Below are 19,448 nucleotides of genomic sequence, written 5' to 3'. Positions count from 1 at the left end.
CCGACCTGCTGCTGGATGGCCTTCTCGCCCGGATGCCAGGGCGAGGACTTCGTGATGGTCGGACCGTCGCTCATGATACTCTCCCGTCCGGTTCGGTCGGGCGCGCGCACCGGCGCGCCCGAACAAGCGGGGTCACGCCGCGGCCGTGAGGCCGGCCGGCGTCTGGACGAAGGGGACGAAGCCCGGCAAGGCCTCGATGCGGCGGAGGAAGGCGTTGACGTTGACGTAGCTTGAGAGGTCGACGTTGCCCTCGGGTGCACGCGCCAGGTAGCTGTAGAGCGCCACGTCCGCGACGGTGGGCCGCTCGCCAACCAGCCATTCCCGGCCCGTCAGATGCGCCTCCAGGCGGCCCAGCAGCGTGTGCGCCCGCCCGATCACCTCCTCGGGCCGGAAATTGGCACCGAAAACGGTGACGAGGCGCGCGGCGGCCGGGCCGTAGGCCAGTTCGCCGGCCGCCACCGACAGCCAACGCTGCACGGCGGCCTCACCCTCGGCATTCTCCGGCAGCCAATCGGTCCGCCCCAGCTTGCGCGCCACGTAGACGAGGATGGCGTTCGAGTCGGAGACGACGGTTCCGTCGTCGTCGAGGACCGGCACCTGGCCGAACGGATTGAGGGCAAGGAACTCGGGCCGCTTGTGGGCGCCTGCCTTGAGGTCGACCTCAATCGCCTCGTGCGGCACGCCGAGCAACGAGAGGAACAGGCGGGCCCGATGCGCGTGGCCCGAGAGGGGATGATGGTAGAGCTTCATGACCGCGTTCCCTGCTTTCTGTCCGGGTGAAGCCCGAACCACATTGGCAAGGTGACGCGATCAGGGGGTCGGGAGAATGCTCGACCTCCGCAGTTCATTGTTGTCGCGAGCGGAACAATCCATCCTGACTGGCCCGGCCGGTGCGGGATGCACGGCCGGGTCCCTCGAAACGGGTCACGCCTGACCTTTGGCGGCCAGAAAGCTCGCGTAGATGTTGCCGGCGAAGGGCAGGTGGTCGCCCATCAGCCTGGCGTGCGCCTCGCCGGTGGCCGATTGCCAGTGGCCAAGAAGCTCGGCGCCGACCGCGACCCAGGTGATCGGCACGACGCCTGCCTGCACCATGCGGGCGACGGCCGCTTCCTCGACGAGCTTGCTCCAGGTGCCCGATGCATCCAGCACCGCGTAGACGTCGTAGCCCGCCTCGCGGGCCGCGAGCGCGGCGAAGGCCACGCAAACCTCCGTCGAAATGCCGGCGATCAGGAGCTTCTTCCGACCGGTCGCCTTCACGGCGGCGGCGAAGTCGGCGTTGTCGAAGGCGTTGATCTCGCCCGGCCGGTGCACGACGGTCGCGTCGGGCAGGCCCTGGGCGACGACCGGCAAGACCGGCCCGTTCGGGCCGTCGGCCGCGCTGGTGGTGACGATGGCCGGCAGCTTGTAGATCTGGGCGATGGTGACGAGCGCCTTCACGTTGTTCAGGAAGTCCGCGGGCGTCTGGGTCTGCACGCCGTTGGCAAGACCGGTCTGGTGGTCGACGAACAGGACGGCGGCGTTCTCGGCGGTCAATCTCTCGTAGGACATGGTGCTCTCCTTCGGTGGGGATGGTCCCGCTTCGGAGCCACCCGGCACGATGAAGATGCCGTTCCATGAGAAGGGCCACTAGCCGCCACTTCCGGCACTCTGCGTCCCTGAAACCGGAACGCCGCCGGAACGCTTGCCAGGGCGGCACCTGTCGCTGCAAGGGGGCCTTATCGGCCGAACCGCTCGATCAGCAGGTCGGTGAGCGCCTGAACCTTGCGCGAGGAGTGCTGCCCCGGTGGGCGCACGACGAACATCCCGATGGAGGGAAGCGCATAGCGCGGCATGACCGGTATCAGGGTCCCGGCTGCGACGTAGGGTTCCGCGATGACATCGGGCAGCGCGGCGATACCCGCACCCGCGGCCGTCGCCTCCGCGATGGCCACCGCGCTGTCGGCCCGGAAGCGGCCCGTCGGGCGGACCGGGAACGGCTTGCCCCCGGCGCTGAACGTCCAGGTTTCCGTCGCGATCATCACGGCGGGATGGCCGGGCACGTCCTCGGGCGTCTCGGGGGCGCCGTACGTGGCGACATAGTCCGGGCTTGCGAACAGCCGCACGGAGAAGGATCCGATGCGGCGCGCGACCAGGTTCGAATCCGCCAGGTAGCCGACCCGGATGCCGCAATCGAAGCCCTCGGTGACGAGATCGACGTAGCGGTCGCTGTAGCGGCAGTTGATATGCAGTTGGGGATGGCGACGGGTCAGCTCCGCGATGGCCGGCGCGAAGTGCGTCGGGCCGAACGTGGAGGGTACGGCAACCCGCAGGAGGCCGCGGAGCTCGCCGCCAACCGCGACCGCCTCCAGCGCGGCGTCTACCTCCGTGCAGATCCGTGCCGCATGTTCCCGGAACGTCGTGCCCGCCTCGGTCAGGGCCGCGCCCCGGGTAGTACGGGCGAGGAGTTGGGTGCCGAGCTCGGCCTCCAGCCGCAGAAGCCGCCGGCTGACAATCGACTTCGCCAAGTTGAGGCGGCGTGAGGCGGCCGAGACCCCTCCCGCGTCGGCGACTTCCACGAAGGTCCTCAGGTCGTCCACGTCCATCGCGTTCCGCTTCCCGGGACGGAGCTTACCCGGATCGGACGATACCGTCCCTGGTACGACGACGCTACGTTCCATGGAGGAGATGCCCACCGAGAAAGGACGACGACCATGGACGTGACCAAGCTCAGACGCGGCGACCGCATGGGTGACCCAACCCGTGGCTTCGCCGTCGAGATCATCCGTCCCGGGCTGAGCCTCGGCGGCGGAGATAGCGGCCTAGGCGCCATCGGCCGGATCGACCGCGCCACCGTGGCGCCCGGGCACGTCATCGGGATGCACCCGCACCGCGACGACGAAATCCTGACCTACGTCCGGGCCGGACGGATGCTCCACCGGGACACGGTCGGAAACGCGGAGGAGATCACGGCGACGCGCCTGATGATGATGAACGCCGGCCACACCTTCCAGCACGAGGAGCGCATGCTGGACCACGGCCCGGTCGAGGCACTGCAGATCTTCCTGCGGCCGCGGGCGGCCGACCTCGGACCCAAGGTCCAGTTCCACGACTTCGGGGAGGTGTTGAGCCACGGCAAGTGGCGCCTCATCGCCGGGCCCGAGGGCGCGCCGCTGGAGGTCCGAGCCCAGGCATGGGTCTCCGACGCGCATGTTGCGGCCAGGGCAGCGTTGTCCCTGCCGCCGCTTCCGGCGCCCGATGCGGTTCGCCTGCTCCACGTCTTCGGCGGCGACGTCGAGGTCGGCGGCTTGACGCTGCGGGCGGGTGATACGGCGTACCTCAAGGGGGACGGCGGGAGGGTGCTGGCCGGCTCCGACGTCGACCTCGTCCTCTTCGTGACCGATCAGGGCGCACCGGTTTTCCGCGGTGGCATGTTCAGCGGGAACGTACTCGCTGATTAATCGCGCGTTCCGCGCGCCGGTCGTGTCCCTCGATGGAATTATCGAACTCGACCGGGGCGCGCAGCGGAAGGTGCAACGGTGGAGGTCGGTTGCGAGGCCGGTGCGCGTCGAGAGCCGGACCCATAGTCTTCCACCACGTAGTGAACCGCACTGACATGCCTGCTACCCGTCGGTCGCTAATATGCCCGTAGCTGCTGATGTCGTGGCCGCCGCTCATAGGTCCGCTTCTTCCCACCAAGCGGAGTTCTGGGCTCGCAGGCTTGAAGGTCTGCAAGGGGTCATTTTGAGCCGTTCGGGATCAGTCCAGCCGATGGCGGAGCCCAAGGGGCGTCTTGTCGCCGGCGTGATATGCTCAGCTGTCTGGTAGTGATGCAGCGAGGCCAATGGCCGCCGGCGCATATCCCGAGTAGCTCGGCAACCGTCTCGCTCGCGCGCTTTGATCTCCTCTGAGTTATTTATCAAGCAGTCGGAGGTGCACTCGTCAGTCTGCCGAAGCTCGGATCTCGACCTACCGTTGCGGCCTCCCAAGCCTCTCTATGGCGGCCATGCTCGCGGCCAGCACCGGCCGATGTGCCTCCTCGATCATAGTGACGTGCCGGTCATAGGTCCGCCAGCGCATCCATTTCGGCTTTGGTGGGATCGGCGCCAATATGTTGTCGCCCCCACCGATACGCTTCTGCAGCTTGCGTACTCGTTCAATTCCTTTGTCACGTGGGCTCATCCGCTGGCTCGCATAGCCGAGCTGATACGCCTGCCGGGCACCGAACTTCCGAGCCCCGTAAGGTAGGAACAGGCGGCGGCAGCGCCGCTGTGACACGGGGCACACGAACCACCACCGTAGCCCTCCGAGCGGCTGCGGCGTGGCCTCCAACTCGATCCCATAGGGCTCGACCGCATCGACGCCGCCCCAAGGTAGCGGCAGGCTATGCCGGACCACGAGCCGACCAATCCGCTTCTCGGGATCGAGCCGGATGGCGTACTCGACGCGGCCTGTTGAGCCGTAGCTGCGCGAGTACTCCAGGCAGCCGCCCCATTCGTGACGATCCCGCCGGCCCGTAAGCAGTGTGCTCATGGTGAGGTGAAGCGAACTTTCGACCGTTGGTCTGCCGCCCGATCGGCCGCTACCGAGACCGCCCATTTTGATTTCTCCGCGCGTATTCCGAAATTTCGTGATTAACCGTCCAAAAAGTTGTCGCCCGCTGTGTGGTTGCAACCTCACGCGAGACCCCGGACCAAATTGCGCCTCGCGCTCGACCAAGTCCCGCTGGGCACGCAGCACGAGCACTTGTGACAGGTTGATGTAGCCACCTAAAGACCGGATAGGGCCTCCTGGATTGATCGGGCGATGAACTCGCGCGGCGAGCGGTAGCCCAGCGCGCGATGAGGGTGAAGGTCATTGTAGTGCGCCAGCCAACCGGGAAGCTGGCGCAGGCTTGATCCATGCCGGAGTGCGCCCGCTGCGCGCGGGTTCGTGGATGTGCGCTCCATCACCGATCGATTGGGGTATAACATGTACTTGTAGCAAGGCCCCTTGCATGCGCTGGAACGACTTGCAGGCGCAGCCGAACTCGGCAGGAGGAGCGGATGAGCTTCTACGAGCGGCACATCGGTCCCCGCCTCGTGCGCTGCCTCTGTGCGATGGCCGACATCAGCGCCGAGCGCGAGAAGATCGTGCCGCGCGCCTCGGGCACGGTCCTGGAGATCGGCTTCGGTCCAGGCCTGAACCTGCCCTTCTACGATCCTGCCCAGGTCTCGCGCGTGATCGGCGTCGACCCTAACGAGTCGTTCCTCAAGCTCGGCGAGGCGCAACGGCGCGCGGCTACGTTCCCAGTCGAGATCCGGTGCACGCCGGCGGAGAGCCTGCCGCTGGAGAACGGCTGTGTCGATACCGCGGTGATTACCTACGCACTCTGCTCCGTCCACGATCCGATGCTATGCCTGTCGGAAGTGCGTCGTGTCCTCCGTCCCGGTGGCCGGGCGCTGTTCCTGGAGCACGGGCTATCGACCGAGGCGAGGGTCGCCCGCTGGCAGCACAGGCTAAACCCGCTCTGGCGCCCGTTGGCAGTCGGTTGCAACCTCATCCGTCCGGTGGCCGCCTCGTTTCGAGCCGCCGGCTTCACGCTTGCCGAACTGGAGGAGTACTACCTGTCTCGTGCGCCCAAACCGGTGGGCTTCCTGAGCCGCGGGGTCGCTTACGCTATCTGACGCTACCACCGTATGTCGTCGTTCAACTGAGGTCATGACGTGTCCCGTCCGATGCGGACAGCACAGACGGATGCACGCCACGAGGCGATGGTCTGCTCAAGGTTTTCGCGCGCCGGATCTCCGGATCCCGGCGAGCATTCACGGAAGCGCGCGGGGGATAGCGGCAGGGAACGGGAGCATGTTGTCTCGCGATGCAGTAGCCGCGGTGCGTGCCCAGGGTCGTTGCCTGCGGGGTGCGGGCGGCCTCGGGCGGGCGCCGCCGGATTGCTTCACTGGCCCTGCGTTTGATCCGGAGGCCGGTCGGATGCCAATCGGCGTGTTAAGCGCCCGATCCAAAATGGAGTGAGTGGGTCCCTTTTGAGGCTGATGGCAGCGTCAGGGTGGTGCACCTAATTCGAGCGCATTCGCCAGCGTTCGCCGCAAACCGCGTTCAGAGTTGGGGTAAAAGTTGGGGCAGCAGTCGCGACTCAGAAAATTTCGCTTGCCGCTTCAATAGCTTATTAGGGCTGGATGGCGGAGACGGAGGGATTCGAACCCTCGAAGCCCCTTTCGGGGCTTGCTCATTTAGCAAACGAGTGCCTTCAGCCGCTCGGCCACGTCTCCGGCTGGCCAACGCTCTAGGGAATTGGCAGGGTCCGGTCAACCGGTTTCGTCGGGTGGGCGGGTGCCTGGCGGGAGCGTGACCGACGCTTGACCCCGGGGTTTGGCCGGTTGTCAGATGGCGCATCGGGCAGGCGGGGAGGCGGATCGTGGCGAAAGAGATCTTCGTGTCCTACGGCGTCGACGTCGACGCGGTGGCGGGCTGGCTCGGGTCGTATGGCGGCGAGGACAGTCCCTGCGACATCTCCCGAGGCGTCTTCGCCGGCAAGGTCGGGGCGCCGCGGCTTCTGCGGATGTTTTCCCGATGGGGCATCCAGACGACCTGGTTCATCCCCGGCCACTCGATCGAGACCTTTCCCGAGGAGATGAAGGCCGTGGCGGCGGAGGGCCACGAGATCGGGATGCACGGCTACAGCCACGAGAACCCGATCGCGATGACGCCCGAGCAGGAGGAGGCGATCTTCGACAAGTGCGTCGCGCTCATCGGCGACCTCGCCGGCAAGCCGCCGCGGGGCTACGTCGCGCCCTGGTGGGAGTTCGGGCCCAAGACCAACGAGCTCCTGCAGAAGAAGGGCATCCGCTACGACCATTCGCTGATGCACAACGATCATCACCCCTACTACGTGCGGGTGGGGGAGTCCTGGACCAAGATCGACTACGCGCAGCACCCCTCGGCCTGGATGCGCCCGTTCGAGCACGGCACCGAGACCCGGCTGATCGAGATCCCCGCCTCCTGGACCCTCGACGACCTGCCCCCGATGATGTTCGTCAAGGCGGCGCCCAACAGCCACGGCTTCGTCAACCCGCGCGACATCGAGCAGATGTGGCGCGACCAGTTCGACTGGGTCTATGCAAATTACGACTACGCCGTCTTCCCGATCACCATCCATCCGGACGTATCGGGCAAGCCGCACGTGCTGCAGATGCACGAGCGCCTGTTCCAGCACTTCAAGGCCCATGACGGCGTGCGCTTCGTGACGATGGAGGCGATCGCCGAGGATTTTTCCCGCCGCTTCCCGTTCGAGGGGACGGCGCGGCCGGAATCCTGATCCCGGGATCCCGATCCAATGTGCGGCCTCTGCGGCGCCTTCGGGGCGCCGGATCACTGGAGCGACGGCGTCGTCCGGTCGGCCCCGCCTCAGGCGCAGCGGCGGGCCCGGGCCGAGGCCGCCAACCGGGTGCTCGGTCTCTACGGGTTGCGCCTCGCGCCCTGGGCCGATCGCTACACCCTGTCGGGCCGCACCGGGCGGAGCGCGGTGGTCGACCATCTCGGCGCGCTGTGGCCGGCGGCGGAGCGCCTCGCCGGGCGGCCCTGCGACCCCCTCGACCCGGCGGTGATCGCCGCCCTGGAGGCGCGGTGACCCCCGGCGCGGGAACGCCCGTCACCCTGCTCACCGGCTTCCTCGGTGCCGGCAAGACCGCGCTCCTCGCCCGCCTGCTCCGATGGCCGCCCCTGCGCGACACGGCGGTGCTGATCAACGAGTTCGGCGAGGTCGGGCTCGACCACCTCCTGATCGAGCCGCTGCAGGGCGAGGTGGCGCTGCTGCGCGGCGGCTGCGTCTGCTGCAGCATGAGGGGCGACCTGAAGGCGGCACTGGTCGACCTGCACGACCGCCGCGGCCGCGGCCTGGTGCCGGGTTTCCGCCGGGTGGTGATCGAGACCACCGGCCTCGCCGATCCGGGGCCCGCCATCGCCACCCTGGTGGCCGACCCGGTCCTGCGCCACGCCTTCCGGGTGGCCGGCATCGTCACGGTGGTCGACGCGGTCAACGGCGCCCGCACCCTCGACGCGCACGAGGAGGCGGTGCGCCAAGTGGCCTGCGCCGACCGGCTCATCCTGTCGAAGACCGACCTCGCGACGCCCGAGGCCGCCGCCGAGCTGCGGGCGCGGCTCTCCGCCCTCAACCCGGTGGCGCCGGTCACCGACCTCACCCTCGACGACGCGCCGGAGGCCGCGCTCCTCACCGACGATCCGACGGGGGAGCCCGCCGCCCGGCGCTGGCTCTGCGCCGACGTGCCTGCGGCGCCGCACGGCCCGGTCGGGGCGGTGCTGATCGAGAGCGGGCCGGTGGACTGGACCCGGTTCGGGCTCTGGCTCGGCATGCTGCTCAACCGGCACGGCGCGCGGATCCTGCGCCTCAAAGGCCTGGTGGCGATCGAGGGTATTGCCACCCCGGTGGTGATCCAGGGCGTGCAGCACCTCGTCCACCCGCCGCGCCACCTCGCCGCCTGGCCCGAGGGCGAGGCCCGCACCCGCCTAGTGCTGATCGGCCGCGACCTCGACGGCGCCCTGCTGCGCCGCTCCTACGCCGCCTTCACGGGCGCGGCCGCGAGCGTGGCAGCCGATCGTTAACCCTGCCGGTCCTAGATCTCCGCTCTGTCCGGCCGACGGGAGGGTGAGGCGTGAACGCACTGGTGCCGAAGGAACTCGCCGCGAAGCTGAGCGCCCTGCCGCGCCGTCCCTGTGCGTTGGGCGAGGCCGGGCACGAGCCGCACCGGCCGGTCTTCGCCGAGATCCTCGACCGGTCGGGCCATGGCACCGGCCACTTCGTCCGCCTGCCGCAGAGCATGGTGGAGATGATCACCCGCGAGGCGAAGGCGCCCGAGGCGGAGCCTGCGCCCGAGCCCGCGGCAGTGGAGCCGGCGATCAAGCCCCGCCGCAAGCCCGCACCGAAGCGCGCGCCCCGCGAGGCTTGAGCGAACCGAGCCGGTCGGCACAAGGCCTCGGCCGGGATCGCCGCGCGGGCTTCCCTCGCGCGGGGAGGCGCGGCTACGATCCGCGCATGACGACGACGGCCCGCGCGGCGACGGCTTCTCCCGGTCCCATCATCCTCTTCGATGCCGAGTGCGTGCTGTGCTCGGCCAATGCCCGGTTCGTGCTGGAGCGGGATCACGCAGCGAGGTTTCGTCTCGCCGCGATGCAGGGCGAGGTCGGGCGCTCCCTCTACCGTCGCCACGGCATGGACCCGAGCGATCCCGCGACCCTGCTCGTCGTCGAAGGCGACCGGATGCGCCGGGACAGCGATGCAATCCTGCACATCTACGCGACGCTCGGGTTTCCCTGGAGCCTGGCGCGGGTCTTCCGGATCGTGCCGGCCGCCTTGCGCGATCCCGTCTACCGGTTCGTCGCGAGGAACCGCTACCGCCTGTTCGGCCGGCGGGCGACCTGCTGGATCGCTCCCGAGCGCTTCCGGGACCGCATCCTGTAGGAGCCGCTCCGGGATCCGCACGCCAGCCGGGAAGACCCGTCAATGAGAGTTCTGATCCTCGGCGGGTACGGCGTCTTCGGCGGCAGGCTGGTCCGGCTCCTGCAGGACGTGTCCGTCCTCGACCTGATCATCTGCGGCCGAAGCCTCGCGCGGGCGCAGGCCTTCTGCGCCGCGCATCGCGGGGCGGCGCGGGTCGAGCCCCTCGTCCTCGACCGGGCCGACATCGCCGAGACTTGTCGCACCCGGAAGCCGGACCTGGTGGTGGATGCCTCGGGCCCGTTCCAGGAGTACGGAGCCGACCCGTACCGCGTGATCGAAGCCTGCATCGCGGCGGGCGTCGACTACCTCGACTTCGCCGACGGGGCGGATTTCGTCGCCGGCGTATCCCGGTTCGACGAGGAGGCGAGGGCGGCCGGCGTCGCGATCCTCTCCGGCGTCAGCAGCTTTCCGGTGCTCACCGCGGCCGTCCTGCGCAAGGTAGCGGCGGACATGGAGATCCGGACCGTCGAGGGCGGCGTCGCCCCCTCGCCCCATGCCGGGATCGGTCTCAACGTCATGCGCGCCGTGGCGGGCTGTGCCGGCGGTCCCGTGCGGCTTCTGCGCGGCGGCCGGCCGGTCGAGGCCCGGGGCCTGACGGAGAGCCGCCGCTTCACGGTCGCGGTGCCTGGATATCTGCCGCTGAGGAACCTGCGCTTCTCCCTCGTCGACGTGCCGGACCTGCAGGTGCTTCCGCCCGAGCATCCCGCGATGACCGACATCTGGATGGGGGCCGGGCCGGTGCCGGACGCGTTGCACCGGGTGCTCAACCTCCTGGCCAGGGCGCGGGCGCGGTTCGGGCTGCCGGCCTTCACGCCCTTCGCGCCGCTTTTTCACGCGGTGCTGAACCGGTTGCGGTTCGGCGAGCATCGCGGCGGCATGGTCGTGTCGGTGCGCGGGCGCTTGGGCGGGCGCGACGTCGTGCGCAGCTGGCATCTCCTGGCCGAGGGAGACGACGGCCCGCTGATCCCCTCGATGGCGATCGAGGCGCTGATCCGGAAGCGGCTGCGGGGGGAGCGGCCCGCACCCGGTGCCCGCTCGGCGGTCCGTGCCCTGGAACTGGAGGATTACGAGGCGTCGTTCGCGCGCCGCGCGATCGTCTTCGGGTTCCGGGACGACACTGGCGGCGGCTCGCTCTATCGCGGCATTCTCGGGCCCGCCCTCGATACGCTGCCCACCCCGGTCAGCGCGTTCCACGAGGGATCCGGATCCCGTCGCTGGACCGGCTCGGCGGGCGTCCGGCGGGGAACCGGCCTGGTCGCCCGCCTCCTCTGCGCGACGATCGGGTTCCCGGATACGGCACGCAACGCCCCAGTCACGGTTATCGTCTCGCCGGAGCACGGGGGCGAGCGGTGGACGCGGACCATCGGCGAAAAGACCTTCGCGTCGGTGCAGTCGGCCGGAACGGGACGGGACCGGTACCTGCTGGTCGAGCGGTTCGGCGTCGTCGCCGTGGCGATCGCCCTCGTCCGCGACGGGAAGCGGCTCGTTTTCGTCACCCGGCGATGGTCGATCCTCGGGATTCCGATGCCGCGCTCCCTGTTGCCGACGGGCGAGACCTTCGAGACGGAGATCGACGGGCGGTTCGCCTTCGACGTCACGATCCGGGCGCCGCTCGTCGGACTGATCGTCGCCTACCGGGGCACGCTGGAACCGGCGGTGGCGTGCCCGACGGACCGCGCCCGACCCGTTCACGGTCCGTGAGATCCCGCCACCCCGATAAGCCCTGCCGCGGGCCGATGTGACCCGTCACCGACCGCCGCGCCCGCCCTCCGGAGCGCCGAGGCTCCAGCGCTCGAGCAAGGCCTCCGCCACGAAGGCCAGCACCGTCGCGGAGGTCCGCACCGCGCGGCTCATCGTCAGGATGCCGTGGGTCTGGTCGGAGAGGTGGAGCGCGGTGACCGGCACGCCCTCGCGCTCGAGGCGGTGGGCGTAGGCCCGGCCCTCCTCGCAGAGCGGGTCGTGGCCGCAGGTCAGCACCAGGGCCGGCGCCGTGCCGGCGAGGCTGGCGGCCCGGGCCGGCGAGGCGCGCCAGTCGGCGCGGTCGCGCGGGTCGGGGGCGTAATGGTCGACGAAGTAGCGCATCGTCGCGGCGGTGAGGGGCTGGCCCTCGGTGATGCGCTCGAAGCCCTCGCTGGTCAGGCCGAGATCGAGGGACGGATAGAGCAGCACCTGCATGGCGGTCCGCGGCAGGGTGCCGTCGCGGCCCATCAGCGCCAGCACCGCCGCGAGGTTGCCGCCGGCGCTGTCGCCGCCGACCGCCAGCCGCGCCGGGTCGACGCCGAGCCCATCGGCCCGCTCGACCACGAAGGCCAAGGCCGCGGCCGCGTCCTCGACCGCCGCCGGGAACGGGTGCTCGGGGGCCAGCCGGTAATCGACCGCGATCACGCAGGCGCGGGTCAGGTTGGCGAGGCGCCGGCAGACCCAGTCATGCGACTCGATGTTGCCGAGCACCCAGCCGCCGCCATGCAGGTAGAGGAGGCAGGGCAGGATTTGTCCGGCCTCGGTGCCCTCGCCGCGGTAGAGCCGGAGGGGCACCGGTCCGGCGGGGGAGGGCGCCGCGAGGTCGCGCATCTCCGCGACCGGGTCCGCCGGCGGCTGCAGCGCCCGGCGCCCGGCGAGGTAGCTGCGCCGGGCCGCCTCGGGCGGCAGCGCCTCGAGGGGCTGCGCGTTGGCGGCGCGCAGCATCACGAGCAGCGCCTGGACGTCGGGATGGAGAGCGGGCATCGGCGACTCGGGGGCGAGGGTAGCGGGAGGGGAGTGCCCTACCACAACCTCGCCCGGACGGCGCCGCTCAGGAATGCGCCGTCGGCCATGCGAAGAAGCCGCGTCCTTCCGATTCCAGGTGGCGGTTCAGCACCATGCGGTGGACCTCGTCGGCGCCGTCGACGAGACGCGCCTGGCGGGCGTAGCGGTAGATCCACTCCAGCACCGTGTCCTTGGAGTAGCCGCGGGCGCCGTTGATCTGGATGCCGATATCGGCCGCCCGGTGCAGGGTGTTGGCGACGTGGACCTTCGCCATCGAAACCTCTTTCCGCGCGAAGCGGCCCTGGTCGAGCTCCCAGGCCGCGCGCATCACCAGGAGGCGGCCGATCTCGATGTCCATGGCCAGCCCGCCGAGCATCAGCTGCACGCTCTCGCGGTCGGCCAGCCGCACGCCGAAGCCCTCGCGCTTGGCTGCATACTCCTGCGCGATCTCGACGCAGCGGCCGGCAAGCCCGAGCCAGCGCATGCAGTGGGTGAGCCGGGCCGGCCCGAGGCGGACCTGGGTCACCTTCAGGCCCTTGCCCTCGCCGCCGAGCACGTCCTCGGGCTTGATCGTGAGCCCGTCGAAGGCGAGCTCGCAATGGCCGCCATGCTCCTCCGGACCCATGATCGGGATGCGCCGGACGATCTCCCAGCCCGGCTGGTCGCGGTGGAACAGGAAGGCGGTGAGCCCGTAGCGCGGATCGTCCGAGGTGCGGGCGATCAGGATGAAGTGGGCCGCGTCCTCGGCGCCGGTGATGTACCATTTGCGCCCGGTGATCCGCCACGACCCGTCCGGCTGGCGCTCGGCCCTCGTGCGGATCATCGAGGGATCGGAGCCGCCGCCGGGATGCGGCTCGGTCATCGCGAAGGCCGAGCGCACCGCGCCCGAGACGATCGGCGCGAGCCAGCGCGCCTTCTGCTCGGGCGTGCCGAGAGCCTCCAGCACCATCATGTTGCCGTCGTCGGGGGCGGCTGAGTTGAACACCACGGGCCCGAAGATCGAGCGGTTCATCTCGGTGTAGCAGGCCGCCATGCCGACCTTGCCGAGGCCCTGGCCGCCGGTCTCGGGCTTGAGCTGCAGGCACCACAGCCCGGCGGCCTTGGCCTTGGCGCGCAGGGAGGCAAGCGCCTCCGGGCCGATATTCTCGTGCTCGTCCCAGGTGCTGCGGTCGGCCTCGACGGGGAGGATCTCGCTCTCGACGAAAGCCGCGATGCGGGCGCGGAACTCCTCGATGCGCGGGGAGAGCGTGAAATCCATGGGGCGAATCCTCGGGGCGGTGGAATTATAATTCCGAACGCTTGCGCCACCCGGGGCCCGCGGTCAAGCGCGGACCGACCTCTCCTCGCTGCCTCGGTCACTTGCCCCGATCACTTGCCCTTTGGTGGCCCGGTCGGGACCAGCAGGGCGATGCGGTAGGTGCCGCCCTCGCGGCCGATCAGGAAGACGCTGGTGGGGGGAGCGTCGCCCTCGACCGGTTGCTCGTCGAACGTCACCCGCAGCCGGTCGGTCACCGGCATGTTGGCCTTCAGGCTCCCGCGGGAGGTCGCCTCGGCGAGGCCGTCCTCCGGCATCGGCTCGAGCGCCGCCGCCTTGATCGCCCGGCCGAAGCCGGAGCGGATCTGGTAGAGGGTCAGCCGCTTCCTCTGTGCCCGCGTGCCGGTCCAGTTCACCAGCCGCTCGAAGGCGGAGAGATCGTGCTCGCGCAGGGCCGTCGTCACGTAGGCGACGAGCGCGTCGGGCTGGGAGGGGAGGGCGGCGGTGGCCGCCCCGTCCTGTGCGGGTTGCGCGCCCGCCGGTCCCCCGAGGAGACCGGCGGCGAGCGCCAGGGCGGCGAGACGCAGCCCCGGCTTCACTATCGAACGACGGACCGTCACTTGGCCGATCACTTGGCCGATCACTTGGCCGCCGCCTCCTCGCCCATGACCCGGAACACCCAGATCACCCCGCCCTGCGGCAGGACGCTGACCCGGCGCTCCTCGGGAAGCACCGCGTTGATGCCGGCCAGCATGCGCTCGGCGTCGACGCCCCAGCCGGCCTGGACCGCGACGTACTGGATGCCGTCGATCATGTAGCTCGAGGGCACGCCGGTGACGCCGGAATTGAGCCGGGTCTCCCACAGCACCTTGCCGGTGGTGCCGTCCAGCGCCCGGAACTTGCGGTCGCTGGTGCCGCCGGCGAAGATCAGCCCGCTGCCGGTGGTGAGCAGCGGCCCCCAGTTTGCCGAATCCGGGAAGTCGTGCTGCCACACGCGCTTGCCGGTCTTCGGATCCCAGGCCTGGATCGCCCCGATGGCGAAGGGCTTCGACTTGTCGACGCCGTCGCGCAGGCGCAGCGAGTTCAGCACCTCGTCGATCGGGATGCCGATATAGAGCTCACCGGGCTTGCGCGTGCCGGCCTGGGCGCCGGCCAGCTCCGAGCACAGGTTGTCGTTGGAGGGGATGTAGAACAGGCCGGTCTTCGGGTTGTAGGCCTCCGGCGGCCAGTCCTTGCCGCCCCACAGGCCGGGGCAGAAGGCGGCGCGGCGGTTGATGCCCGGGATCTTGTCCTGGTTGTAAGCAGGCCGGCCGGTCTTCAGGTCGAGGGACGAGAAGACGTTCTGGTAGACGAACGGCTTGCCGTCGACGAAGCTCAGGGGCCCGTCCTTGCTGCGCTCCAGGGTCCAGAGGTAGCCGTTGCGGCCGGCATGGATCGCGGCCGGGATCTTCTTGCCGTCGCGCTCGATGTCGACCAGCACCGGCGCCGAGACCTCGTCCCAGTCCCAGGCGTCGTTCCAGTGGTACTGGTGGTGGCCCTTGATCTTGCCGCTGTCGAGGTCGAGGGCGACGACCGACGAGGTGTAGAGGTTGTCGCCGGGCCGCGAATCCGGCGTCCAGGGGCCGCCGTTGCCGGTGCCGAAATACGCGAGGTTGGCCGCCGGGTCGTAGCTGCCCTGGATCCAGACCGAGCCGCCGCCCGTCTTCCAGGTGTCGCCCTTCCAGGTCTCGGCCGCCGGGTCGCCGGGGCCCGCCACCGTGTAGGTCTTCCAGGCCTCGTTGCCGGTCTCCGAGTCGAGGGCCGTGATGAAGCCGCGCACGCCGTACTCGCCGCCCGAGACGCCGACCACGATCTTGCCCTTCGCCACCAGCGGCGACAGCGTCATGTAGTAGCCGTCCTGCCAGGGGGCGACGCACTTCTCCCACTTCACCTTGCCGGTGGTGGCGCCGAGGGCCACCACGCAGGCGTCGGTGGTCGTCACGTAGACGTTGTCGCCGTAGAGGCCGACGCCGCGGTTGGTCGGGTGGAGCTGGGAGAGTTCCGGCGGCAGCTCCTTCTGGTAGCGCCACAGGATCTCGCCGGTGCGGGCGTTGATCGCCATCACCTGGGCCTGCGGGGTGGAGACGAACATCACCCCGTTATTGACGATCGGCGGGGCCTGATGGCCCTCGCTCACGCCGGTCGACAGGCTCCAGGCCGGGACGAGCTTGGTGACGTTCTTCGCGGTGATCTGGTCGAGGGGGGAGTAGCCCCAGCTCTGGTAGTTGCCCCGGTACTGCAGCCAGTTCTCGGGCTCGGGGTTGGCGAGGCGCTGGTCGGTGACCGGCTTGTAGTCGACGGGACCGGCCTGGACCGGGCCGACGGCGAGCGCCAGCGCGACGGCGCAGGGCGCGACGGCGGCCAGCCAGCCCCTGGCTCGAACGAGACGTGACATGCTGCTCTCCTCACGGCGGGGGCAGGCGCGGGCCGGCCCGGCATTTCCTCAAACCCTGGTGACCTCGTTGTCCGGACCCGCGTCGTTGCTGCGCGGGGCTCGGTCGTCGTCGGCGGCACGGGGGCGCCGCCGTCCTGGGCCCCGCCGAGGCGGAGCCAAATCCCGCTCAGGCAGGCCAAGCCCCGCTCAGGCGGGCCAAGCCCCGCTCAGGCGGGGCCGGGTCCCGGCTTGGCCGTGAAGCCGCCGGCCACCATCAGCGTTCCGCCCTCGCCCTTGGCGAGCGGCAGCACCGGCAGGCGCTTGCGCGCCGGCCCCTTGGCGACCCGGCCGCCCTCGGCCGGCAGGAACTCGGAATGGTGGCAGAAGCAGCTCAGGCGCTTCGTCTCGTGGCTCCAGCCGGAGATGGTGCAGCCCTGGTGGGTGCAGATGGCCGAGAGCGCCAGGACGCCGTCGACCGCGTGCGCGCGCTGGCTCTCGGCGACCTCGTCGGGCGCGACGCGGACCAGGATGATCTTGGCGAAGCGCGAACCCTCGCGCTTGACCCCCTGCGCATCGACCGCCACCGCTTCGACGAGCTCGCCGCCGACCGGCAGGCCCTCGAGGGTGACCGGCTGGCCCGCCTTCGCGCCGTCGCCGATCACCAGCCGGTCGCCCTTCTGCGGCAGCGCATCCTCCGGTCCCGCATAGGCGGCATTCCCCACCGCGCAGCAGGCAACAGCCCCCATCATCACGCTGCGCCGGTCGAGACCCTGCGCGCGTTCTCCTGCTCGAGCCATTTCACCTCCCGGTGGAAACGTTCTTTGTTCTTACGATTTTCTCTATGAGTAGCCGAGCTGCCGGTCGCGTCAACCCCGGGCGGTGCGGCGGTTGCACCGCATCATCAGATCTCGACATTGTGACTGCTTGCTGCGCCGCAAAGAATGCTTTGCGATGCAGCAGAGCGTCAGCGTTCCAGGGCGACCTTCAGCGCCCCGGCGAGCGCCTCCGGCGTCGTCGTCGCGGAAGGCAGCCGCTCCAGGAGGTCGCCCGCCGGCCCGACGAGGAAGAAGTCGCCCGGGTGGTCGACGATCCCGTCGTGCCGCCGGATCGGCGCGACGTAGGCGGCCGCGAGGGCGTCGATGGCCGCGATCGGCCCGGTGACCGCCACGATGGCGGGGTGGAAGGTGTCGAGGTAGCGGGCGAGCACCGCCGGGCCGTCCCGCTCCGGATCGGCCGCCACCATCACCGGCACCAGCCGCACCAGCAGGGCGGGCGGCAGGTCGTCGAGGGCCTGGGTCAGCGTCATCAGGGCGGTGGGGCAGAGGTCCGGGCAGCGGGTGTAGCCGAAATAGATCAGGCGCAGCCGGCCCGCGAAGCGGGCCTCGTCCACGGCGGCGCCGGTCTGGTCGACCAGGTCGCGCCCGGCGGGCCAGGCCAGGGGGCCGGCCGTGGCCGCCGCGGCGGCTCCCGACAGGGCCGCGGCGAGGGCCAGGCCCTGGCCCAGGCGCCGCAACCAGGACGAGACAGCAGCCATGGCGTCGACCTCACACCGCATCCGCGATGTAAGCCCGCCCGGGCGCGGCCGCCAACGGCCCCGATGTTTCTATTCCCAGAACTCGCAGGCTTGTGTGCGAGCGGCCGCGCGTCGGAGAGGCCCGATCCCGACGTCGCGCGAAGGGCTGCTTAACCGTTCCGACGGCCGAAGCCGGGTTGCCGCGCATCCGAGCATCCGGCTCAGCTTTCCCTTAAGCGCGATGGCGTTTCGTGTCCCCATCGATGCAGGGGCCATCGCGGCCCGCGAATGCCAGCTCGGGGGACGTCATGGGGATCATCAAGCAACTCGTCACGATGTCGGGGCCGATGCTGGCCTACTTGAGCGTCGTGCCGGTGCTGCGCGCGTTTCCCTTCGTGCAGCGCTCGGCGCCGCGCCTCCTCGACGGGCCAGTCCAGACGAACAGCGACTTCCCAAAGGTGCAGCCGCCGGCCGAGGCCTACCTGCCGCCGCGCTCGCACATCCTCTCGGGCAACCCGGTCCAGACCGCGACCTACGTCTATACCAGCCCGGACGGCCTGTTCGCCGCCGGCATCTGGACCTGCCAGCCGGGCAAGTTCCGCATCGATTTCGGCCGGGCGGAGTTCATCCAGCTCCTCGAGGGCGTCGTCGTGGTCACCGACGCGGAGGGCTCTGCCCGGACCTACCGGGCGGGCGACGCCTTCGTAACGCCGAAGGGCTTCTCGGGCACGTGGGAGGTGATCGAGCCGGTGAAGAAGCACTTCACCTGGTACGGCTCCGGCGAGTAGACGCTCCGGGCCTGCCGGAGCGGCGGCGTCACCGGAAGGTCTTCCGCGGGTCGAACGCGTCCCGCACCGCCTCGCCGGCGAAGATCAGGAGGCTCAACGTCACGGCGATCACCGCGAAGCCGGTCAGGCCCAGCCAGGGCGCCTGCAGGTTGGCCTTGCCCTGGGCCAGCATCTCGCCGAGGGAGGGCGAGCCCGGCGGCAGGCCGAACCCGAGGAAGTCCAGCGAGGTGAGCGTCGTGATCGAGCCGTTCAGCACGAACGGCAGGAAGGTCAGCGTCGCCACCATGGCGTTGGGAAGGAGGTGGCGGAACATGATGCGGGCGTTCGAGAGCCCGAGCGCCCGGGCCGCGCGCACGTACTCGAAGTTGCGCGCGCGCAGGAATTCCGCCCGCACCACCCCGACCAGCGACACCCAGGAGAACAGCAGCAGGATGCCGAGCAGCACGAAGAAGCTCGGCGTGATGATCGACGAGATGATGATGAGCAGGTAGAGCGAGGGGATCGCGGTCCAGATCTCGATCACCCGCTGGAACACGAGGTCGACCCAGCCGCCGAAATAGCCCTGCACCGCGCCGGCCAGCACCCCGATCACCGAGGAGACCAGCGCCAGGGTGAGCCCGAACAGCACCGAGAGGCGGAAGCCGTAGAGCAGCCGGGCGACGACGTCGCGGCCCTGGTCGTCGGTGCCGAGCCAGTTCCACTCGATGTCGCGGCAGGTCGTGCCGCCGGTCTTCTGCGCCACGGCGCGGCACTGGTCGTCCGACAGGCGCCAGGTCGGCGGCGCCGGGGCCGGCACCGGAAGGTCGAGGTTGTGGGTGTTGTAGGAGAAGCGGATCGGCGGCCAGACGGCCCAGCCGTTCTGGGATATCTCCTTGGCGATCACCGGATCGCGGTAATCGGTGCGCGCAAGGAAGCCGCCGAACTTCTCCTCCGGGTAATCGACCACGATCGGAAACAGGATCTCGCCTTTGTAGGAGGCGACGATCGGCCGGTCGTTGGCGATGAACTCGGCGAAGAGGCTCGCGACGAACAGCAGGCAGAACAGCACGAACGACCAGTAACCGCGCCGGTTCGCCTTGAAATTCGCCAGCCGCCGCCGGTTGAGCGGCGACAGCCGCCCGGTGCCGGCAGGTCCCGGGAGCGGCAGGCTCGCCGGCCCTGCGGCCGGCGAGGTGACCGGGATCGCGTCGAGCTCGGGCGTCGGGGGGCGCTGGTTCATGCGGCATCCCCCGGCGCGATGCCCG

The 19,448-nt window shown here is 70.0% G+C and carries 20 protein-coding genes, 1 tRNA gene and 1 pseudogene; 9 read left to right on the top strand and 13 right to left on the bottom strand.

Features of this window, described 5'->3' with window-relative positions:
* Nucleotides 1-132: 132 nt before the first annotated feature.
* The 3 genes from EU555_RS21890 to EU555_RS21880 form a co-directional block, all read right to left on the bottom strand.
* Entirely contained in the window at nt 133-750 is a 618-nt protein-coding gene (locus tag EU555_RS21890; protein ID WP_017482944.1) for a glutathione S-transferase family protein, read from the bottom strand.
* A 174-nt stretch (nt 751-924) separates the two neighbouring features.
* Complete coding sequence (locus EU555_RS21885) at nt 925-1,548, bottom strand: isochorismatase family protein (RefSeq protein ID WP_012321606.1); 624 nt, start codon at nt 1,546-1,548, stop codon at nt 925-927.
* 167 nt (nt 1,549-1,715) lie between these two features.
* Nucleotides 1,716-2,582: a LysR family transcriptional regulator gene (locus tag EU555_RS21880; RefSeq protein WP_017482945.1), complete on the bottom strand. Its 867-nt coding sequence runs from the start codon at nt 2,580-2,582 to the stop codon at nt 1,716-1,718.
* Between the two features lie 108 nt (nt 2,583-2,690).
* On the opposite strand from EU555_RS21880, the gene EU555_RS21875 reads away from it, so the two are divergent.
* Entirely contained in the window at nt 2,691-3,437 is a 747-nt protein-coding gene (locus EU555_RS21875; RefSeq protein ID WP_135417344.1) for a pirin family protein, read from the top strand.
* Between the two features lie 508 nt (nt 3,438-3,945).
* Here EU555_RS21875 and EU555_RS21870 read toward each other — a convergent pair.
* Complete coding sequence (locus EU555_RS21870; RefSeq protein ID WP_135417343.1) at nt 3,946-4,575, bottom strand: hypothetical protein; 630 nt, start codon at nt 4,573-4,575, stop codon at nt 3,946-3,948.
* A 170-nt stretch (nt 4,576-4,745) separates the two neighbouring features.
* Nucleotides 4,746-4,868: pseudogene (locus tag EU555_RS37130) on the bottom strand (integrase core domain-containing protein); the annotation flags it as partial.
* 153 nt (nt 4,869-5,021) lie between these two features.
* Here EU555_RS37130 and EU555_RS21865 point away from each other — a divergent pair.
* Entirely contained in the window at nt 5,022-5,642 is a 621-nt protein-coding gene (locus tag EU555_RS21865; protein WP_135417342.1) for a class I SAM-dependent methyltransferase, read from the top strand.
* A 511-nt stretch (nt 5,643-6,153) separates the two neighbouring features.
* On the opposite strand, the gene EU555_RS21860 is transcribed toward EU555_RS21865, so the two are convergent.
* Nucleotides 6,154-6,245 (bottom strand) — tRNA-Ser (locus tag EU555_RS21860).
* A 146-nt stretch (nt 6,246-6,391) separates the two neighbouring features.
* Between EU555_RS21860 and EU555_RS21855 the strand changes: the two genes are divergently transcribed.
* From EU555_RS21855 to EU555_RS21830, 6 genes are all read left to right on the top strand, one after another.
* Nucleotides 6,392-7,291 carry a polysaccharide deacetylase family protein gene (locus tag EU555_RS21855; RefSeq protein WP_135417341.1) on the top strand — a complete coding sequence of 300 codons (900 nt, stop codon included), beginning with the start codon at nt 6,392-6,394 and terminating at the stop codon, nt 7,289-7,291.
* Between the two features lie 18 nt (nt 7,292-7,309).
* Nucleotides 7,310-7,603 carry a hypothetical protein gene (locus tag EU555_RS21850; protein WP_135417340.1) on the top strand — a complete coding sequence of 98 codons (294 nt, stop codon included), beginning with the start codon at nt 7,310-7,312 and terminating at the stop codon, nt 7,601-7,603.
* Nucleotides 7,600-8,595, top strand: a complete 996-nt coding sequence (locus tag EU555_RS21845) for a CobW family GTP-binding protein (protein WP_135417339.1) — start codon at nt 7,600-7,602, stop codon at nt 8,593-8,595. The genes EU555_RS21850 and EU555_RS21845 overlap by 4 nt, the downstream gene beginning before the upstream one ends.
* Nucleotides 8,596-8,645: 50 nt before the next feature.
* Nucleotides 8,646-8,939: a hypothetical protein gene (locus EU555_RS21840; protein WP_135417338.1), complete on the top strand. Its 294-nt coding sequence runs from the start codon at nt 8,646-8,648 to the stop codon at nt 8,937-8,939.
* A gap of 86 nt (nt 8,940-9,025) precedes the next feature.
* Nucleotides 9,026-9,451: a thiol-disulfide oxidoreductase DCC family protein gene (locus EU555_RS21835; RefSeq protein WP_135417337.1), complete on the top strand. Its 426-nt coding sequence runs from the start codon at nt 9,026-9,028 to the stop codon at nt 9,449-9,451.
* Nucleotides 9,452-9,493: 42 nt separating this feature from the next.
* A complete protein-coding gene (locus tag EU555_RS21830; protein ID WP_135417336.1) occupies nt 9,494-11,191 on the top strand; it encodes a saccharopine dehydrogenase family protein in 1,698 nt (565 codons plus the stop codon).
* 45 nt (nt 11,192-11,236) lie between these two features.
* Here EU555_RS21830 and EU555_RS21825 read toward each other — a convergent pair whose 3' ends face one another.
* From EU555_RS21825 to EU555_RS21800, 6 genes are all read right to left on the bottom strand, one after another.
* Nucleotides 11,237-12,214, bottom strand: coding sequence for an alpha/beta hydrolase (locus EU555_RS21825; RefSeq protein WP_135417335.1), 978 nt, complete (start codon nt 12,212-12,214; stop codon nt 11,237-11,239).
* Between the two features lie 67 nt (nt 12,215-12,281).
* The gene (locus EU555_RS21820; protein ID WP_135417334.1) at nt 12,282-13,493 is read right to left on the bottom strand and encodes an acyl-CoA dehydrogenase family protein; all 1,212 of its coding nucleotides are present in this window, start codon (nt 13,491-13,493) and stop codon (nt 12,282-12,284) included.
* Nucleotides 13,494-13,603: 110 nt separating this feature from the next.
* A complete protein-coding gene (locus EU555_RS21815; RefSeq protein WP_135417333.1) occupies nt 13,604-14,110 on the bottom strand; it encodes a hypothetical protein in 507 nt (168 codons plus the stop codon).
* 20 nt (nt 14,111-14,130) lie between these two features.
* Nucleotides 14,131-15,924 (bottom strand): PQQ-dependent dehydrogenase, methanol/ethanol family, encoded by a 1,794-nt coding sequence (locus EU555_RS21810; RefSeq protein WP_135417332.1) that lies wholly within the window; start codon nt 15,922-15,924, stop codon nt 14,131-14,133.
* A gap of 206 nt (nt 15,925-16,130) precedes the next feature.
* Complete coding sequence (locus EU555_RS21805) at nt 16,131-16,700, bottom strand: QcrA and Rieske domain-containing protein (protein WP_135417331.1); 570 nt, start codon at nt 16,698-16,700, stop codon at nt 16,131-16,133.
* A gap of 167 nt (nt 16,701-16,867) precedes the next feature.
* Nucleotides 16,868-17,437, bottom strand: coding sequence for an SCO family protein (locus tag EU555_RS21800; protein WP_167858633.1), 570 nt, complete (start codon nt 17,435-17,437; stop codon nt 16,868-16,870).
* A 287-nt stretch (nt 17,438-17,724) separates the two neighbouring features.
* Here EU555_RS21800 and EU555_RS21795 point away from each other — a divergent pair, with 287 nt between their 5' ends.
* On the top strand, nt 17,725-18,204 hold the full coding sequence (locus EU555_RS21795) for a cupin domain-containing protein (RefSeq protein ID WP_135417329.1): 480 nt from the start codon (nt 17,725-17,727) through the stop codon (nt 18,202-18,204).
* Between the two features lie 28 nt (nt 18,205-18,232).
* Here EU555_RS21795 and EU555_RS21790 read toward each other — a convergent pair whose 3' ends face one another.
* The gene (locus EU555_RS21790; protein ID WP_135417328.1) at nt 18,233-19,423 is read right to left on the bottom strand and encodes an ABC transporter permease; all 1,191 of its coding nucleotides are present in this window, start codon (nt 19,421-19,423) and stop codon (nt 18,233-18,235) included.
* Nucleotides 19,424-19,448: the final 25 nt, after the last annotated feature.

The organism is Methylobacterium nonmethylotrophicum (assembly GCF_004745635.1).
GTDB lineage: Bacteria > Pseudomonadota > Alphaproteobacteria > Rhizobiales > Beijerinckiaceae > Methylobacterium > Methylobacterium nonmethylotrophicum.
The sequence above is the reverse complement of the archived record's forward strand: the minus strand, read 5'-3'. Positions and strand labels throughout refer to the sequence as shown.

What these genes read in the sequence shown, in the direction of transcription:
- EU555_RS21890 (WP_017482944.1), bottom strand. Translation starts at nt 750, where the DNA reads ATGAAGCTCTACCATCATCCCCTCTCGGGCCACGCGCATCGGGCCCGC.
- EU555_RS21885 (WP_012321606.1), bottom strand. Translation starts at nt 1,548, where the DNA reads ATGTCCTACGAGAGATTGACCGCCGAGAACGCCGCCGTCCTGTTCGTC.
- EU555_RS21880 (WP_017482945.1), bottom strand. Translation starts at nt 2,582, where the DNA reads ATGGACGTGGACGACCTGAGGACCTTCGTGGAAGTCGCCGACGCGGGA.
- EU555_RS21875 (WP_135417344.1), top strand. Translation starts at nt 2,691, where the DNA reads ATGGACGTGACCAAGCTCAGACGCGGCGACCGCATGGGTGACCCAACC.
- EU555_RS21870 (WP_135417343.1), bottom strand. Translation starts at nt 4,575, where the DNA reads ATGGGCGGTCTCGGTAGCGGCCGATCGGGCGGCAGACCAACGGTCGAA.
- EU555_RS21865 (WP_135417342.1), top strand. Translation starts at nt 5,022, where the DNA reads ATGAGCTTCTACGAGCGGCACATCGGTCCCCGCCTCGTGCGCTGCCTC.
- EU555_RS21850 (WP_135417340.1), top strand. Translation starts at nt 7,310, where the DNA reads ATGTGCGGCCTCTGCGGCGCCTTCGGGGCGCCGGATCACTGGAGCGAC.
- EU555_RS21835 (WP_135417337.1), top strand. Translation starts at nt 9,026, where the DNA reads ATGACGACGACGGCCCGCGCGGCGACGGCTTCTCCCGGTCCCATCATC.
- EU555_RS21830 (WP_135417336.1), top strand. Translation starts at nt 9,494, where the DNA reads ATGAGAGTTCTGATCCTCGGCGGGTACGGCGTCTTCGGCGGCAGGCTG.
- EU555_RS21825 (WP_135417335.1), bottom strand. Translation starts at nt 12,214, where the DNA reads ATGCCCGCTCTCCATCCCGACGTCCAGGCGCTGCTCGTGATGCTGCGC.
- EU555_RS21820 (WP_135417334.1), bottom strand. Translation starts at nt 13,493, where the DNA reads ATGGATTTCACGCTCTCCCCGCGCATCGAGGAGTTCCGCGCCCGCATC.
- EU555_RS21810 (WP_135417332.1), bottom strand. Translation starts at nt 15,924, where the DNA reads ATGTCACGTCTCGTTCGAGCCAGGGGCTGGCTGGCCGCCGTCGCGCCC.
- EU555_RS21805 (WP_135417331.1), bottom strand. Translation starts at nt 16,700, where the DNA reads ATGGCTCGAGCAGGAGAACGCGCGCAGGGTCTCGACCGGCGCAGCGTG.
- EU555_RS21800 (WP_167858633.1), bottom strand. Translation starts at nt 17,437, where the DNA reads ATGGCTGCTGTCTCGTCCTGGTTGCGGCGCCTGGGCCAGGGCCTGGCC.
- EU555_RS21795 (WP_135417329.1), top strand. Translation starts at nt 17,725, where the DNA reads ATGGGGATCATCAAGCAACTCGTCACGATGTCGGGGCCGATGCTGGCC.
- EU555_RS21790 (WP_135417328.1), bottom strand. Translation starts at nt 19,423, where the DNA reads ATGAACCAGCGCCCCCCGACGCCCGAGCTCGACGCGATCCCGGTCACC.